This is a genomic window from Microbacterium croceum (assembly GCF_023091245.1).
GTDB classification, from domain to species: domain Bacteria; phylum Actinomycetota; class Actinomycetes; order Actinomycetales; family Microbacteriaceae; genus Microbacterium; species Microbacterium croceum.
In genome coordinates this window covers 2,441,881-2,458,450 of the sequence record NZ_JAHWXN010000001.1, presented here as the reverse complement: position 1 = coordinate 2,458,450, position 16,570 = coordinate 2,441,881, and the positions used below count along the sequence as shown (strand labels likewise).

Below are 16,570 nucleotides of genomic sequence, written 5' to 3'. Positions count from 1 at the left end.
CGCGCTATCGAGCGGGCGGCGCCCCCGGAGAGCCGAGGCGGGCTGCCCGTTCCGCTTCGAGCACTGCCGCCTGCGTCCTGCGTTCGAGGCCGAGCTTGCTGAGAAGAGAGGAGACGTAGTTCTTCACGGTCTTCTCCGCAAGTCCCAGCCGCTCGCCGATCTGACTGTTCGTCAATCCCTCGGCGATCAGTGCGAGCGTCTGCTTCTCTCGCATGTTCAAAGATCCGTATCGAGGGTCCTCGGCGGCGGCTTCTCGCACCCGGTGGGTGACCTGCCGAATCATCGAGGGATTCAGAAGCGATCGGCCCTCGGCCACGGCACGCACGGATCGAACGATCTCGTCGGAGTGCAGTTCTTTCAACAGGTAGCCTGCAGCGTCCCCCATCATCGCCGCGACGAGTGCATCGTCATCGTCGAACGCGGTCAGCATCAGGCAACGCACGCCCGGATGCGTCTGGCGGATCTGGCGGCACAGATCGATGCCGCTGCCGTCGGGGAGATGGACATCCAGCACGGCGACGTCCGGGAGCATCTCGGCGATCCCGATCACCGCGTCACCGCATGTCGCCGCCTCTCCGACCACCGTCAGATCGGCGTGCGCCTCGAGCAGCGCCGCGATCCCGCGACGCACGATCTCGTGGTCATCGACTAGGAACACTCGATGCACTGGTTGCTCTCCTCACTCACCGACGGCGCCGGGATCGGACCGTCAGACGGTTGTGGGTGGAACATACGGTACAGGGCAGGGGAGGGCGATCACCGAGGTCCACGGGGGCTGTCAGCTCGTTGGGTTGACGCCGACCGCTGACCCGCGGCTCGGTCCTGTCGCGGGCACCGGCGGTGTGGGGCTATGCACGACGAGGACGGGGCAGTGCGCGTGGGCAGCGCACGCCGCGCTGACCGATCCGAGGAGCAGCCCCGCGAAACCCCCATGTCCACGACTGCCGACGACGAGCGTCGACGCGTGCGCGCTGCGCTCGATCAGCACTTCTGCCGCTCGGCCGGGCATGGTCGCGGAAGTGAATCTCACCGGCGGCGATCCTTGGAACGCTTCGAGCACGGCATCGTCGAGGCACCTCTGTGCTTCCTGTTGCGGTGACCATTCGGTCCCCGGATCGAAAGGGACCGCCATGACCGGGTACGTCCATGTCGTCACCGCCGTGAGCGCAGTGTCGAACGCGAGCGCGAGTCTGGCTGCGAAAGCCAGCGCCTCAACGGATGCGGGCGACCCATCGACGCCGACGATGATGGGAAGGGACTCCTCGTGAGCTGTCATGCGTCCAGGATTCTCTCACCCGTGCCGCTGCGCAGAGTCGAACGTCCCATGCCGTGGCTGAGCGTCATGACGACGATGCGCTCGGCCGTGCCGGCACGACGATGACCGGCGCATTGATGTTCAGAAGGATGTCCTGGACCACGGGGCCGAGTCCCTGTCCGGTGCGATGCCCCCTGCCCGCACCGACCACGAGCAGCGCGGCATTCCGCGAAGCATCGAGCAATGCCTCGGCCGGTGGCCGTGCGGACTCCCTGATCCGCAGCGTGGCCTGCGGGGCGAGTCGCTCGATGAGGGTCCTCGCCCGCTCCATCGCCGTCGGCCGGGTGTCAGCAGGAGCGGGAACGACCCCGGAGAACGACGAGTGCACGATCTGGAGAGGTGCGCCGGTTTGGCTCGCCTCCTCTGACGCGACACGGATGACGGTCTCGAGCAGGTCGTCATTCTTCACACCCGCGATGATCCCGGACCTGAATCGCAGGTCCACCTGCGGTATCACGGCAACCGGGCACCGTACCGCCGCCGCGATCCGGAGCCCCGTGGTTCCGAAGATACGGCTGTGGACGAACCCCGTCTTGCCCGTGCTGATGACGAGGACGTCGTCATCATGCACGAAGCGTGCCAGCTCCTCGGCCACCGGGCCCCGGGGGAGCACGGCATCGATCCTCGTCGCCGGATTCAGCCGGTCGTGCGCAGCATCGTCTCCCGCCGTCACGTGCACATGGACGACGGGCACCCCGGCCTCTGCGCCGCGGGAATCGGCCCAGGTGGTGGCAGCGTCTTCGGCCTCGACTCCTTTGAGCCCCAGGACATATCGAGCGGGCATCGGTGGGCCATCCTCTCTTGCGCGGATTGCCATCGTCCTGTCGCAGCGGCCCGGGCGTGAAGAGTCGAAGGTCCCATGCGGGTGCCTTCGGGAGTATCCTCGGCACCAACTGCCGCGGAAGGTGTGGGCGATGACCGAAGAGGAACTTCGATTCCCCGACCAGCGCCGCTCCGAGCTGGAGAGCACGATCGGAGAACTCGTGGATCGAGCTCACCGGGTGCTCAAGGCTCAGGGACGGCTGAGAAGTCTGCTGCGCGCCAGCCAGATGGTGGTGGAGGACCTCGAGCTCGGACAGGTTCTCCGTCACATCGCCGACGCAGCGTTGGAGCTGGTGAACGCGGAGTTCGGTGCCCTCGGAGTCATCGACCGCGCCGGCGGTCTGGAACAGTTCATCCACGTGGGGATGCCGGATGAGGTGGCCGCACGGATCGGTCATCTCCCGGAAGGGCACGGAATCCTGGGGGCCGTGATCGAGAGCGAGCACCCGATCCGATTGGATGATCTCGGCGCCGATCCGCGGTCGGCGGGCTTTCCGGAACATCATCCGGCCATGCGGACCTTCCTCGGGGTTCCGATCCGGGTTCGGGGCGAGATCTTCGGGAATCTGTATCTCACCAACCGTGCCGGCGGGGCGTTCACCGCTGAAGACGAGGAACTGGTGCTCGCGCTTGCGACGACAGCCGGGATCGCGATCGACAATGCCCGCCGCTATGAGGAATCCCGGCGTCTTCAGCGCCTCAGCCGTGCGCTTGCCGAGATCTCCGCCGCGTTGCTCGCCCCGGACGCCGGCGACGTGTTCGGCGTGGTGGCGGAGAAGGTCGCCTCCGTGATCGATGCCGATCTGGTGATGATCGCGGCCCCGGCGCACGGCGGAGGGCCATACCGCGTGCAGACAGCCCGTGGAGTCGGTGCCGAGCGGATCGAGGGAACGGACATCCCGGACGGCGACTCGCTGATCGCGCAGGCGACGAAGGGGGCGAGCGTCGTCTCGCATGCGGAGCCCACTCAAGCGCCATCGTTCGTGGGACATGTCTCCGGAGGATCGACGATCGCCGTCCCTCTTGTGGTCGCGGGAACGCCCGCAGGAGTGCTCTGCGTGGTCAGGCACGCTGCAGATCCACGATTCTCGCCGGAGGATCTGTCGGTGCTCTCGGAGTTCGCCGCGCAAGCCGGGATCGCCGTCGCGCTCGCGCAGGCGCGCGCTGACCGTCAGCGCCTCGACCTGGTCGAGGACCGTGCGCGTATCGCGCGAGACCTGCACGACAACGTCATACAACGGCTCTTCGGAACCGGGCTGGCCCTGCAGGTCCTCGCCGCAGCGGTTCCCGCGCATGCGGAGACCATCTCTGCTCATGTCGGCGAGATCGATGCGGCCATCTCCGACTTCCGCACCGCGATCTTCGCGCTCCAGACAGGCGATCCTGAATCGGTCCGTCACCGCCTGCTCGACGTGGTGACCGAGTTCACTCCGTCACTCGCCCAGGCTCCGCGACTATCGTTCTCCGGGCCCGTCGATCTGCTCGTCACCCGGGCACTCGGCGAGGACGTCGTCGCGGTGGTCCGTGAGTCGCTCAGCAACATCGCACGTCATGCCCACGCGACGACGGCCGAAGTCGACGTCTCGGTGACCGACTCCCACGTCACGGTCATCGTCGACGACGACGGAGTGGGAATGCCCCCGGCGCCCGCTCGTCTCAGCGGGACGGCGAACATCGCGACGCGCGCGAGGGCGCGCAGCGGCACATCGTCCATCTCGGTTCGAGACGAAGGCGGAACACGGGTCCACTGGTGCGTACCGCTGGAGACCGAGACAGCGGTCTCACCATGATCCGGGTGTTCCTCGTCGACGATCACAGCGTCGTTCGTCGCGGGATCGCGCAGCTCCTGGACGCCGAAGACGGATTCGAGGTGGTCGGAGAATCGGGAGCGGTACGCGGCACGCGGGGAAGAGTCGCCGCGACCAGACCGGATGTCGTCGTCCTGGACATCCGCCTCCCTGACGGCAGCGGCGTGGATCTCTGTCGGAGCATCCGATCGGAGTTTCCTGGCATCCGATGCCTGATGCTGACGGCGTTCGACGATGACGCTGCCAGTGCCGCCTCGGTGCTCGCGGGGGCTTCGGGCTACGTGCTGAAGACGATTCGAGGCACTTCTCTCATCGATGCGATCCACCAGGTCGCGAGCGGGGCAGACGTGATGCCGCAGGCGGTCACTGATCGGGTACGAGCCGGTCTCTCTGCCCGAGCATCGCGCGCTCCCGTGAGAGAGGAGCCTCTGACGTTGCGTGAGCGCCAGATTCTGCAGCTCATCTCTGCGGGGCTCACCAATCGTCAGATCGGTGACCGCCTCGGGCTGGCCGAGAAGACGGTCAAGAACTACGTGTCGGGTCTTCTCGCGAAACTCGGCATGCAGCGTCGCACGCAGGCGGCCGTCTACGGCGCAGCAGATCGAGCCGGCCACGCGCTCGATCGTGCCGGTATGTGAGCGGCAGTCCCTGCGCGCTCGATCGTCTCGCGGTTGATTGTGCCGTCGTCACGGACCGGCACGGCTATGGCGGCGGGGGTACACGGGACGTTCGTCCCTGGCGACACCGGCAACAGGGGGGAGCATTCTTCTCCGGGGAGAATCCACGACCGCCAGAGGAGCATCATGACCGACTCGAACCTCGCAGGGCCCGCACCGCTGACCGTCGGACCGGCAGACGTCAGCATCGTCTTCGAGTCGTTCTTCGGGAACACGCATGCCGTCGCCGAGGCGATCGCCGACGGCATGCGGGAGAACCTCCCCATCGTTCCCGCACCGGTCCGCGTGAGCGATGCACTGCCCTCCGCCGTGTGTGACGTGCTGGTGCTCGGAGCGCCCACCCATGCGCACTCGTTGAGTCGTTCCAGCTCACGGCGAGAAGCCGAGGCCTGGGCGAAGGACCTGGGGAAGCACCTGACCCTCGAGCGCGAGAGCCTCGGGCCCGGTATCCGGGAGTGGCTTCAGACCGATCCGACACCGGCGTGGGGCTACGCCTCGTTCGATACTCGGGTCGATATGCCGAGGATCTTCACCGGCTCCGCCGCGGCCACGATCAGCAGACAGCTCCGGAAGCGGGGGATTCGCGAGCTCGTCGGTCCGGAGAGCTTCCTCGTCGACAAGGACAGCCATCTGATTCCCGGTGAGCTCGAACGGGCTCGGGCATGGGGCGTCGCCCTCGCGCGTGCCGTTGCCTCAGTGCTCCCTGCCGTGGGTCGTGAGCCGCGATGACGACGACAGCGACGCAACCGGGTTCGGCGGCGCTGAGGTTCCTCGGGGCTGCGGACACCGTGACGGGCTCCCGCTATCTGATCACCACGTCGTCCGCACGGATACTGGTCGATTGCGGACTCTTCCAGGGGTACAAGGTGCTTCGTGAGCGAAACCGCTCGCCGTTCGCCGTTCCTCCCGAATCGATCGACGCCGTCGTCCTCACGCACGCGCACCTGGACCACTCCGGTTATCTCCCTGCGCTCGTCGGTGCGGGTTTCCGGGGCCACGTGTACACGAGCGAAGGCACCGCGTCGCTGTGCCGGATCATGCTGCTCGACAGCGCACGTCTGCTCGAAGAGGAAGCACGGCACGCGGCGAAGCACAAGTGGTCCCGTCATGAGCATCCGAAACCTCTCTATACGACAGCGGATGCCGAACGTGCGCTGGAACGGTTCGTCGTCGTGCCGGAGGGGGAGGAGGAGCGCGTTGCCGACGAGATCACCGCGCTGCTGCATCCTGCCGGTCATATTCTGGGGGCGATGAGCGCCTACATCACGGTCGCGGGTCGGCGCCTCTGCTTCACGGGTGACCTGGGCCGGGACGACGATCCCCTCATGCGGCCTCCGCATCCGTTCGAGGGCGCGGACATCCTCGTCACCGAATCGACGTACGGAGACCGCACGCACAGCTCGGCACACCCCGAATCGCAGCTCGGGGACGTCGTCCGGCGCACGGTCCGCCGTAACGGGGTGGTCCTCATCCCCGCGTTCGCTGTCGGACGTACCGAGACCGTGCTGCTCCACCTGTCCCGGCTGCGAGAGCGTGGCGAGATCCCCGACGTGCCGATCTACGTGAACAGTCCGATGGCGATCAGCGTCGAGGCGGTGTACCGCGGGCACCCCGAGGAGCATCGTCTCTCCGCAGAAGAGGTTCGGCGGCTGTACGACCTCGCGATCCCGGTCCACAGCATCGACGATTCCAAGCTCCTGAATCTGCGGGGAGGACCGATGATCATCATCTCGGCGAGCGGAATGCTCGCCGGAGGGCGGATTCTCCATCACCTTCAGGCCTACGCGCCGGACAAGCGCAACGCCATCGTCCTCACCGGCTACCAGGCCGGGGGCACACGAGGAGCGCGCTTGATGTCGGGAGAGCGTACGCTTCGCGTGTTCGGCAGAGATGTCGAGGTGGAAGCCGAAGTCGTCGCGATCGACTCGATGTCGGCGCACGCAGATGCGGACGGGATCCTCAACTGGATGCGGGCAGCACCATCGGCACCCGATGCCGTGTACGTGACACACGGAGAACCCGTGTCCGCCGACACTCTGCGCCTCCGGATCGAACGGGAGCTGGGCTGGCGAGCGCGGGTTCCCGAGCACGGCGAAGAAGTGGCACTGGACGGCTGACGGCGGCCGGTCGCCTGATCGACCTCGTGGTGCCGGCCGCGCAACCCCACGGTTGGCGGTGGGAGCCGTTGGCTGTGCGAGACCGTGATTTTGCTATGAGTCTGCTGTGCGACGCACTTCCTTAGAGCTGTCTCAGAGCCGGGCCTTCACGATGGCCTCATGACCACACTCACGACGAGATCCAGAGCATCCGTCAACCCGGCGCGCGGAGAGCTGCAGCGCAGGATGCGCCGCCGCGCGCAGGCATGGCGTGCGGCGGCAACCACCGTCATCTGGGCTACGAGCCTGTTCGTCGTCGCACTCTGGGTATCCGGGGGCGGAGTAGGCGCTGTGCTGGGGGCCGACGGAGAGACCGTCACGACGCTGGGACGGTTGACCGGGCTCGTCGCCGCGAACCTGCTGCTCTACCAGGTGCTGCTTATGGCGCGGGTGCCGCTGTTCGAAAGGGGATTCGGCCGCGACGGCATCACGCGCATGCACCGCTTCGTCGGGTTCTGGTCGTTCTGGTTGATGGGCGCGCACATCGTCCTGCTGGCGCTGGGTTACGCGATCACCGCCGGCATCAACCCGTTCGTCCAACTGTGGGGCTTCATCTGGGACTATCCGGGTATGCTCCTGGCCACCGCCGGCGCGCTGCTGATCCTGCTCGTGGTGATCACCTCCATCCGCGGGGCGCGACGGCGTCTGCGCTACGAGTCGTGGCACCTCCTGCACCTCTATGCGTACCTCGGTGTGGGTCTGGCTCTCCCGCATCAGCTCTGGACGGGGGCGGACTTCCTCTCCTCCCCGCTCGCGACCGCCTACTGGTGGTCGGTCTGGGGGCTCGCGGCGGCGTCGATCCTCGTGTTCCGATTCGGAGTGCCCCTGCTGCGCTCCACCCGTCATGCGCTGCGTGTGGCGAGTGTCGAACCGGACGGAGCACGGGGTGTGACCATCCGCGTCAGTGGTCGCGACCTCGCGGCGCTGGGCGCCCGTGCGGGGCAGTTCTTCGTATGGCGTTTCCTCGACGGACCGGGGTGGACGCGTGGGCACCCGTTCTCCCTGTCCAGCGTGCCGGGGAGGGACCTCACACTGACCGCCCGGGTGGTCGGTGATGGCACACACCGTCTGACGTCGCTGGTTCCCGGCACTCGTGTGATCGTCGAAGGCCCCTACGGCGAGATGACGGGGGATCTGCGCACAGGGTCGAAGCTGCTCATGATCGGTGCAGGCGCGGGAGTCGCTCCGCTTCTGGCATTGCTGGAGCACGAGGACTACGAGCCCGGGGAGGCAACCCTCATCACGCGGGAGTCGCTCGACGAGGACGCCCTGCGGCAGGACGCGATCGCCGACCTGGTCTCTCGTCGAGGGGTGAGGTACCTGCCGCTCGTCGGGCCGCGCTCCTCCGGACCGTCGAGCTGGCTTCCGAGCAGCCACAGCGCCTGGGCCGGGCCAGACCTGCTCCGCCATCTCATTCCCGACCCCGAGACATACGACGTGTTCGTGTGCGGCGCGCAACCGTGGATGACCGATCTCGAGCGGGATCTGGCGAGCGCCGGCTTCTCTCACCATCGTGTCCATTCCGAGTCCTTCACCATCTGATCAGGAGATCACCATGAAGAAGATCTTGTATGCGGTACTCGCGACGATCAGCGGCCTCGTGCTCCTGTTCAGCTATCGCACCTCGCTCGATGCCGTGACGCCGACGGACGGCACTCCCGCGGCAGGTACTGTCGACAGCTCTGGCACGTCGGGCACGGATGCGCACGCGGGCACGGGGAGCACGAGCGCGACCGCTGCGCAAGCCGCCACCGGGCTCGCCGACGGGGCGTACACGGGCGCATCTTCACAGACACGCTACGGCCCGGTGCAGGTGCAGCTCACGGTCTCCGGCGGTCGGATCACCGACGTGCGAGCAATCGACTACCCGGACGGCAACGGCCGTGATCGCCAGATCAACGGCACCGCGATCCCACGTCTGGTGTCGGAGACCCTGCAGTCACAGAGCGCCCAGATCCAGATGGTGTCCGGTGCGACATACACGAGCGACGGCTATCGGTCATCGCTGCAGAGCGCGATCGATCAGGCGCAGAGCTGATGCGTCCTGCACGAGAGGCGAAGACGGTCTGGGTCGAGGAGATCATGGGCATCCCGATGAGCATCCATCTCATCTCAGCGGGCGATCCGGACCCGGAACGGGCCGACAGCGCCGCCCGGGCTTGTTTCGACGAACTCCATGAGATCGACCACATCTTCTCCACGTACCGCCAGGATTCCGACATCAGCCGCATCCGCCGAGGAGAGCTGATGATCACCGATGCCGACCCCCGAGTGGCGCGGGTGTGGACGGCCTGCGAACGGGCGGAGCGTGAGACCGGAGGCATGTTCTCCGCGCACTGGCGCGGGTGGTTCGATCCCACCGGCTGGGTGAAGGGCTGGGCTGTGGAGGAGGCGAGCCGCCGGCACCTCGCTCCGCTGCTGGACTCCGCGGTCGCAGTGGGGATCAACGCCGGTGGCGACCTTCAGCTCTTCACAGCGGCGCAGACGGACTGGCGCTGGCAGGTGGGGATCGCCGACCCGCGCCGACGAGGCGGCATGATCGCCACGCTCGAGGTCACGGACGGCGCAATCGCCACCTCCGGCACCGCCGAACGCGGCCATCACATCATCGATCCACGCACCGGAGTGCCTGCGGCCGGCGTCGCGTCGGCCACGATCGTCTCCGACAGTCTCGCTCACGCCGACCTGTGGGCGACGGCAGCCGTCGTCGCGGGGTCTGCCGATCACGCGTGGATCGGCTCGGCGAAGACGCGCACGGGCATCGTCGTGGACGACGACGGCGCAGTGACGCGTTGGCTCGGCTCGACGAAGATCGACGTGCAGCAGGTCAGCGGACCGCAGGCAGCCTGAGAAGGAAGGTCGTCCCCGCTGAGGTGGAGTGCTCGACCGTGATCGACCCGCCCGCCCGCTGAGCGACGTCGCGTACGAGTGACAGTCCGAGTCCGAAGCCGCGGGGGCGTCCGCTCTCGCGAGGGCGCGCGAAACGCTCGAAGAGCTGGTCGGCCGGGATGCCGTCGATGCCGGACCCTTCGTCGATCACGCGGATCGTCGCATACCTGCCGTCTCGCCCGATGCGCACAGTGACGGGACGACCGGCAGGGGAGTGCTGCACGGCGTTGTCGAGGAGCGCGACCAGGATGCGGACCAGCGTCACGGGGGCGATCCGCGCTTCGACCTCTTGGTCGACCGCGATGTCGATCGCCACCTCCGATTCACGCGCGATCGCCGACATCGTCGCGGCTGCCGTGGAAACCGCATCGCCGACGTCGGCTTCGGAGTCGGGGTGCGACGCGCCCTCGGCCGTGATCAGGAGATCGTTCAGCACGTCGTTCAGTGTGTCGGCGTCGCGCCGCAGCTCGACCAGCCCTGGTGCCACATCAGCACCCCGATCGAGGCGCCGCTGCAGCACCTGGATACGACTCGTGAGGGTGGTCAGGGGCGTACGCAGCTCATGGCTCGCGTCGGCGACGAAGTTGCGCTGCCGACGCAGCGCTTCGCCCAGCGGACCGACCGACCGCCGCGCGGCGATGGCGGCGACGACACCCAGCAGCACGACGCCCAGGATGCCCAGGATGATCACGGTCGGCACGACCACGTCGATGTCGACGATGAAGTCATCCCGCCCAGCGGCAGGACCGAGGGGACCACCGCCGCCATGCTCCTCACCTTCCCGGCGTGACGTAGCGAGGATCACGAGCAGAAGGATGCCGATGCCGATCCCGACGATCACTCCCGACGCCACACCGACCCACAGCCCGATGGAGCGCGCAGCCCGCCGGACCTGCACCGCATCGTCGCTCATGAGGGGGTCCCCGCCCGGTAGCCGCGCGCGCGGATCGTCTCGATCATCTCGGCCGTGGTCTTGCGCCGCACGTAATGCACGTAGGTGTCGACCGCGCTCGTCGTGTCGCCGTCGTGGAACACGGCGCGGAGGATCTCCTCCCGGGTGAATACGTGCTCGGGGCTGGCGCTCAAGAGTTCGAGGAGGGCGCTCTCGGTGGCGGTCAACGTGACGCGGAGACCCGACGGGCCGTAGACCGTCTGGATATCGGGCAGGAACACCCACTCGCCGAGAGTTCTCCGTGCACCCTCCGCGCGGAACGCGCGCCGAAGCGCCCGCAGTCGTGCCAGCAGCTCGTCGTAGTCGAACGGCTTCACCAGGTAGTCGTTCGCGCCGCCGTCCAGTCCTGTCACACGGTCATCGACCGCCCCGAGGGCGGTGAGCATCAGAATCGGCGTGGTGATATGCGCCGCGCGCACAGCACGGATGAACGCGATTCCGTCCATTCCAGGGAGGCGTCTGTCGACGATCATGGCATCGTAGCGCCGACTCAGCGCCAGCCGCAGCGCGCTCTCTCCGTCCGCCGCATGATCCACGTCGTACGCATCAGACAGCACCTCGCGGGTCAACGCGGCGATCTCCGCGTCGTCCTCCACGTACAGGACGGAGCTGCGGCGCCCGCCTGCAAGGTCACTCGTGGCGCTCATCATCGCATCACCTCCGTCTTCGAGTGATCAGCGTACGCTCCTGCCGAGACGACGCGTGGAGCGTCCCGCGGCAGAACAGCAGTGGAGGGACCTTCGGCCCGCGGGAGACGCGCTCGCGGCGTCAGACTTCACGGACCAACCAATTCCGTCGAGGAGGAATGATGCGAGCAGCAGTCGTGACCGAGTTCGGTGCGCCGGCGAAGGTGGAGGAGCGTAATATCCCGCACCCCGGCCCCGGGCAGGTGCTGGTCCGCCTGGAGACGTGCGGACTGTGTCACACCGACATCCATGCGATGCGGGGGGACTGGCCGGTCAAAGCACACCTCCCTCTGGTCCCAGGGCACGAAGGCGTGGGGATCGTGGAGCAGCTCGGCGACGGCGTCACCAACCGCAGCATCGGGCAGCGCGTCGCGATGCCCTGGCTCGGCTACGCGTGCGGCGAGTGCCGATACTGTGTGGACGGTCGAGAGAACCTCTGCGAGAAGCAGTACAACAACGGCTACGCGGTCGACGGCGGCTACGCCGAGTACATGCTGTCGGATTCGCGATTCGCTGTTCCCGTCCCCGACGGGATCACCGCGATGGATGCCGCGCCGCTCACATGCGCGGGTGTCACGACGTATGCCGCCGTGAAGAATGCGCGCGTCACTCCGGGGGAGACGGTCGCGGTGTTCGGCGTCGGAGGGCTCGGACATCTCGCTGTGCAGTACGCACGTCTGGTCGGGGCCAAGGTCATCGCCGTGGACGTCACCGCCGACAAGCTCGAGCTGGCGAAGGAACTGGGGGCGGACCACGTCGTCAACGCCGCCGACAGCGACCCGGTCGCCGCGATCGAAGCGCTCGGCGGCGCCGACGTGGTCATCGTGCTCGCGGTAGCGCCCAGCGTGTTCCGCCAGGCGTTCGCCTCTCTGAATCGCGGAGGCAGACTCATTCTCGTATCGCTGCCCGCCGGAGGCGAACTGACGGTGCCGATCTTCGACACGGTGCTGAAAGGCATCAGCATCATCGGCTCGATCGTCGGCACCCGACAGGATCTCGCCGAGGTCTTCGACCTGCATGCGGCAGGACGCACCAAAGTCGTCACAGAACCCCGGGAGTTGGATCAGATCAACGCATCCGTCGACGAGGTGCTCGCGGGCAGCGTCCCGGCTCGGCTCGTATTCCAGTACCACACCGCCGACATCGTCCCGATCGAAGACGGCTCCTCCGCGTCGCGGTGATCGTCGTCAGACCGCCAAGAGACGCGATTCGAGTGCCGGCGGTGGGACTCGAACCCACACGCCCTTTCGGACAAAGCATTTTGAGTGCTCCGCGTCTGCCATTCCGCCACGCCGGCTCGTGTGTCGCGTCTACGACCTTAGCGCAGCCCGGCGATCGGCGGCCCCGCGGCGCGGTGCGTGGCCGCCGGCGGGAGGCACTCGACTAGGATGGGGCTGTGACCGAGGAAGAAATGGCAGAACAGCCCACGGCATCCGCCCCGCGACGCGTCGTCGTCGCCGAAGACGAATCGCTGATCCGTCTCGACATCGTCGAGATCCTCCGCGACAACGGATTCGACGTCGTCGGAGAGGCCGGTGACGGTGAGACGGCCGTCGCACTCGCCACGGAGCTGCGCCCCGACCTCGTCATCATGGACGTGAAGATGCCGCAGCTCGACGGCATCAGCGCCGCCGAGAAGCTCCACAAGGGCAACATCGCCCCCGTCGTGCTCCTCACCGCCTTCAGCCAGAAGGAGCTCGTCGAGCGGGCAAGCGAAGCCGGCGCATTGGCCTACGTCGTCAAGCCGTTCACTCCGAACGACCTGCTTCCTGCGATCGAGATCGCGCTGGCCCGCCACGAGCAGATCATCACGCTCGAGGCCGAGGTCGCCGACATGGTCGAGCGCTTCGAGACCCGCAAGCTCGTCGACCGGGCGAAGGGCCTGCTCAACGAGAAGATGGGCCTGAGCGAGCCCGAGGCGTTCCGCTGGATCCAGAAGGCATCGATGGATCGTCGTCTGACGATGCAAGATGTCGCCAAGGCGATCATCGAGCAGCTCGCACCCAAGAAGTAGCGGATCGCCTCGACGCGGCGCACACACGGCGTCCGGTCGACATCGGCGACGGCGTGCTCCTCGCACGGCCCATCTGCGCGATCGCGCGCATCTGCGGGAGGAGCCGCTCGCTACGCGGCCGGAGCGTCCTTGATCATGTTCGTGATGCGGATCGTGGAGCAGCGCCTGCCCTGATCATCGGTCACGACGATCTCATGCACCGTGATGCTGCGGCCGAGGTGCACCGGCGTGCAGACGCCGGTGACGACCCCGGAGGTGGCAGAGCGAGTGTGCGTCGCATTGATGTCGACGCCGACTGCCAGACGGCCGGGTCCGGCGTGCAGGTTCGCGGCCATGGACCCGAGCGACTCTCCGAGCACGACGTAGGCGCCCCCGTGCATGAGGCCGACAGGCTGCGTGTTCCCCTCCACCGGAAGAGTCGCGACGCAGCGTTCGAGGCTGAACTCGACGAACTCCATGCCCATCTTCTGCGCCAGTGCGCCCATTCCGCGGGCGGTGGCCCAGTCGAGTCCTTCGCTCGTGGCGACGTCGCTCATGAATCCTCCTCAGCGGGTGTCTGCCGTCCTCGTTAGGCTGACAGGGTGACGGACTCCGCAAAGCCTACCCTCATGGTCGTCGACGGCCATTCGCTCGCCTATCGTGCCTTCTTCGCCCTTCCGGTGGAGAACTTCACCACCAAGGACAACCAGCACACGAACGCCATCTACGGCTTCCTGTCGATGCTGGTGAACCTGATCAAGGCCGAGCAGCCCACCCACCTCGCGATCGCGTTCGACACCTCTCGTCACTCGTTCCGCACGGATGTGTACCCCGAATACAAGGCGACACGTTCCGAGACACCGCAGGAGTTCCGCGGACAGATCCCGCTGCTCCAGGACTGCCTTGCTGCGATGTCGATCCCCGTGCTCACGAAGGAGGGCATCGAGGCGGATGACATCCTCGCGACACTCGCCTCCCAGGGTGCGGATCAGGGCTACGACGTGCTCGTCGTGTCCGGAGACCGCGACACGATCCAGCTCGTGACCGACGACGTCACACTGCTCTACCCCTCGGTGCAGGGCGTCTCTCAGTTGAAGCGGTACGACCCCGGCACGGTGCAGGAGCGTTACGGCGTGCGTCCCGAGCAGTACCCCGACATCGCCGCCCTCGTCGGCGAGACCAGCGACAACCTCCCCGGTGTGCCGAAGGTCGGCGAGAAGACCGCCGTGAAGTGGCTGACGCAGTTCGGCTCGCTCGACGCTCTGCTCGACCGTGCGGAGGAGATCAAGGGCGTCGTCGGCGGCAATCTGCGTGAGCACATGGATGACGTGCGTCGCAACCGTCAGCTCAACCGGCTGCTGACGGATGTGGAGCTTCCGGTCGCGCCAGACGATCTCGCCGTGACCCCCATCGATGCGCAGGCGGTGCGCGACATCTTCGCGCGGCTCGAGTTCCGCACGCTGCTGCCGCGGGTGTTCGAGGCCGTGGGCGCGGGCGAGGTCGCGGACGACCCGGCCTCCGTGGTCGTGCTCCCCGAACCCGTGCAGACGAGTCCCGCGGAGTTCGTCGCGTGGGCCGACGCGCAGCAGCAGGAGCTCGCGGTGCGTCTCGTAACGCAGGGCGGTGTCCCTGTGCGTCTCGGAGCTTCGTCGGCCACCGAGCTGCGCGAAGTCGACTGGACCTCGGAGGGTGCCGACACGCTGCGCGCCTGGCTGGAGTCAGACAGCCCCAAGGTGCTGCACGACGCGAAGCCCCAGGTCAAGGCACTCCTGCGTCAGGGGGTCCGGCTGGGCGGTCTCGCATACGACACCAGCCTGGCGGGCTGGCTGCTGCGCCCGAGCTTCCCCGACAAAACGCTGGGCGACCTGGTCGAGCGCTACTTGGGCGAGAAGCTCCCCGAGGCCGACCCTTCGCAGCTCGTCCCCGAGACGGAGGGCGCGACTCCGTCCCAGGAGGCCTGGTTCGCTCGACGAGTGGCCGAGGCGCTGCGGGAGGACATCCCGGAGCCGGTGGCGAGGGTGCTGGTCGACATCGAGCTGCCGACGCTGCTGACGCTGGCGGATATGGAGGTCGCCGGTGTGGCCGTCTCGCACGAGGTGCTGTCGACGTTCTCCGGTGAGCTCGCCGCCCGCGCGGAGAGCATCGCTCAGGAGGCGTTCGCGACGGTCGGACGCGAGTTCAACCTCGGATCGCCGAAACAGCTGCAGGAAGTGCTGTTCGAAGACCTCCAATTGCCCAAGACACGCAAGACCAAGACCGGGTACTCCACGGATGCCGCGGTGCTCGCCGACCTGCAGGAGACCAACCCGCACCCCTTCCTGAATCTGCTGCTGCAGCACCGGGAAGCGACGAAGCTCCGACAGATCATCGAGTCGCTCGACACCGCGATCGGCGACGATCACCGCGTGCACACGACATATGTGCAGACCGGCAGCCAGACCGGGCGTCTGTCCAGCACCGACCCGAATCTCCAGAACATCCCGGTGCGCACCGAGGAGTCGCGGCGCATCCGCAGCGCGTTCGAGGTGGGGGAGGGCTACGAGTCGCTGCTCACCGCCGACTACTCGCAGATCGAGATGCGCATCATGGCGCATCTCTCGGGCGACGAAGGTCTCATCGAAGCGTTCAACAGCGGCGAGGATCTGCACCGGTTCGTCGGTGCCCGAGTATTCGGCGTCGAGCCGAGTGAGGTCACCCCGGCCATGCGCACGAAGGTCAAGGCGATGTCGTACGGGCTCGTCTACGGTCTTTCGGCCTTCGGCCTGTCCAAGCAGCTGCGCATCGAGCAGTCCGAGGCCAAGCAGCTGATGGTGGAGTACTTCGCGCGGTTCGGTGCGGTGCGCGACTATCTGCGCGCCTCGGTCATGAAGGCCAAGGAGGTCGGCTACACCGAGACGATCTTCGGCCGTCGGCGCCCGTTCCCCGACCTCGCCAGTCCCAACCGTGTGCTGCGGGAGAACGCCGAACGTGCGGCGTTGAACGCCCCGATCCAGGGCAGCGCGGCCGACATCATGAAGATCGCGCTGCTCCACATCCACGAGGACCTTCGGTCTGAGGGTCTTGCATCACGTGCGCTGCTGCAGATCCATGACGAACTCGTGGTCGAGGTCGCACCGGGGGAGTGGGACGCGGCAGAGCGGATCGTCCGCGCCCGTATGGGCGACGCGGCGGAGCTCACGGTCCCTCTCGACGTACAGGTCGGCCGTGGTCGCGATTGGAATGAAGCCGCACACTGAGACCTGCGGGCGTGGGAGCGACGGCGATAGGCTGAA

General features: G+C 67.2%; 16 protein-coding genes and 1 tRNA gene. 10 read left to right on the top strand and 7 right to left on the bottom strand.

Annotated elements, in window-relative coordinates; all coding sequences use genetic code 11:
* Positions 1-4: 4 nt before the first annotated feature.
* The 3 genes from KZC51_RS11640 to KZC51_RS11630 form a co-directional block, all read right to left on the bottom strand.
* Positions 5-667, bottom strand: coding sequence for a response regulator (locus KZC51_RS11640; protein WP_247630127.1), 663 nt, complete (start codon positions 665-667; stop codon positions 5-7).
* A 111-nt stretch (positions 668-778) separates the two neighbouring features.
* Positions 779-1,276, bottom strand: coding sequence for a universal stress protein (locus KZC51_RS11635; protein WP_247630126.1), 498 nt, complete (start codon positions 1,274-1,276; stop codon positions 779-781).
* Positions 1,277-1,340: 64 nt separating this feature from the next.
* Positions 1,341-2,099 (bottom strand): universal stress protein, encoded by a 759-nt coding sequence (locus tag KZC51_RS11630; RefSeq protein WP_247630125.1) that lies wholly within the window; start codon positions 2,097-2,099, stop codon positions 1,341-1,343.
* 130 nt (positions 2,100-2,229) lie between these two features.
* Here KZC51_RS11630 and KZC51_RS11625 point away from each other — a divergent pair, with 130 nt between their 5' ends.
* The 7 genes from KZC51_RS11625 to KZC51_RS11595 all read left to right on the top strand — a co-directional run bounded on the left by KZC51_RS11625 (position 2,230) and on the right by KZC51_RS11595 (position 9,628).
* A complete protein-coding gene (locus KZC51_RS11625; protein WP_247630124.1) occupies positions 2,230-3,927 on the top strand; it encodes a GAF domain-containing sensor histidine kinase in 1,698 nt (565 codons plus the stop codon).
* On the top strand, positions 3,924-4,583 hold the full coding sequence (locus tag KZC51_RS11620) for a response regulator (RefSeq protein ID WP_247630641.1): 660 nt from the start codon (positions 3,924-3,926) through the stop codon (positions 4,581-4,583). Before KZC51_RS11625 ends, KZC51_RS11620 begins: the two co-directional genes overlap by 4 nt.
* A gap of 165 nt (positions 4,584-4,748) precedes the next feature.
* The gene (locus KZC51_RS11615) at positions 4,749-5,351 is read left to right on the top strand and encodes a flavodoxin family protein (protein ID WP_247630123.1); all 603 of its coding nucleotides are present in this window, start codon (positions 4,749-4,751) and stop codon (positions 5,349-5,351) included.
* The gene (locus KZC51_RS11610; RefSeq protein ID WP_247630122.1) at positions 5,348-6,739 is read left to right on the top strand and encodes an MBL fold metallo-hydrolase; all 1,392 of its coding nucleotides are present in this window, start codon (positions 5,348-5,350) and stop codon (positions 6,737-6,739) included. Before KZC51_RS11615 ends, KZC51_RS11610 begins: the two co-directional genes overlap by 4 nt.
* A 159-nt stretch (positions 6,740-6,898) precedes the next feature.
* Entirely contained in the window at positions 6,899-8,320 is a 1,422-nt protein-coding gene (locus tag KZC51_RS11605) for a ferredoxin reductase family protein (protein WP_247630121.1), read from the top strand.
* Positions 8,321-8,333: 13 nt separating this feature from the next.
* Positions 8,334-8,816 (top strand): FMN-binding protein, encoded by a 483-nt coding sequence (locus KZC51_RS11600; RefSeq protein ID WP_247630120.1) that lies wholly within the window; start codon positions 8,334-8,336, stop codon positions 8,814-8,816.
* Positions 8,816-9,628: an FAD:protein FMN transferase gene (locus KZC51_RS11595; RefSeq protein WP_247630119.1), complete on the top strand. Its 813-nt coding sequence runs from the start codon at positions 8,816-8,818 to the stop codon at positions 9,626-9,628. The genes KZC51_RS11600 and KZC51_RS11595 overlap by 1 nt, the downstream gene beginning before the upstream one ends.
* On the opposite strand, the gene KZC51_RS11590 is transcribed toward KZC51_RS11595, so the two are convergent.
* Both KZC51_RS11590 and KZC51_RS11585 read right to left on the bottom strand, forming a co-directional pair.
* Positions 9,606-10,580, bottom strand: a complete 975-nt coding sequence (locus tag KZC51_RS11590; protein WP_247630118.1) for a sensor histidine kinase — start codon at positions 10,578-10,580, stop codon at positions 9,606-9,608. The two genes, KZC51_RS11595 and KZC51_RS11590, sit on opposite strands and share 23 nt — an antisense overlap.
* Entirely contained in the window at positions 10,577-11,266 is a 690-nt protein-coding gene (locus tag KZC51_RS11585; RefSeq protein WP_247630117.1) for a response regulator transcription factor, read from the bottom strand. The genes KZC51_RS11590 and KZC51_RS11585 overlap by 4 nt, the downstream gene beginning before the upstream one ends.
* A gap of 161 nt (positions 11,267-11,427) precedes the next feature.
* On the opposite strand from KZC51_RS11585, the gene KZC51_RS11580 reads away from it, so the two are divergent.
* On the top strand, positions 11,428-12,486 hold the full coding sequence (locus KZC51_RS11580; protein WP_247630640.1) for a zinc-dependent alcohol dehydrogenase: 1,059 nt from the start codon (positions 11,428-11,430) through the stop codon (positions 12,484-12,486).
* Positions 12,487-12,519: 33 nt separating this feature from the next.
* Here KZC51_RS11580 and KZC51_RS11575 read toward each other — a convergent pair.
* A tRNA-Leu gene (locus KZC51_RS11575) sits at positions 12,520-12,602 on the bottom strand.
* A gap of 114 nt (positions 12,603-12,716) precedes the next feature.
* Here KZC51_RS11575 and KZC51_RS11570 point away from each other — a divergent pair.
* Positions 12,717-13,319, top strand: a complete 603-nt coding sequence (locus tag KZC51_RS11570; protein ID WP_141873184.1) for an ANTAR domain-containing response regulator — start codon at positions 12,717-12,719, stop codon at positions 13,317-13,319.
* 110 nt (positions 13,320-13,429) lie between these two features.
* Here KZC51_RS11570 and KZC51_RS11565 read toward each other — a convergent pair whose 3' ends face one another.
* Positions 13,430-13,855 (bottom strand): hotdog fold thioesterase, encoded by a 426-nt coding sequence (locus KZC51_RS11565; RefSeq protein ID WP_247630116.1) that lies wholly within the window; start codon positions 13,853-13,855, stop codon positions 13,430-13,432.
* Positions 13,856-13,900: 45 nt separating this feature from the next.
* On the opposite strand from KZC51_RS11565, the gene polA reads away from it, so the two are divergent.
* Positions 13,901-16,534 carry a DNA polymerase I gene (gene polA, locus KZC51_RS11560; RefSeq protein WP_247630115.1) on the top strand — a complete coding sequence of 878 codons (2,634 nt, stop codon included), beginning with the start codon at positions 13,901-13,903 and terminating at the stop codon, positions 16,532-16,534.
* The last annotated feature ends 36 nt before the right edge of the window (positions 16,535-16,570 follow it).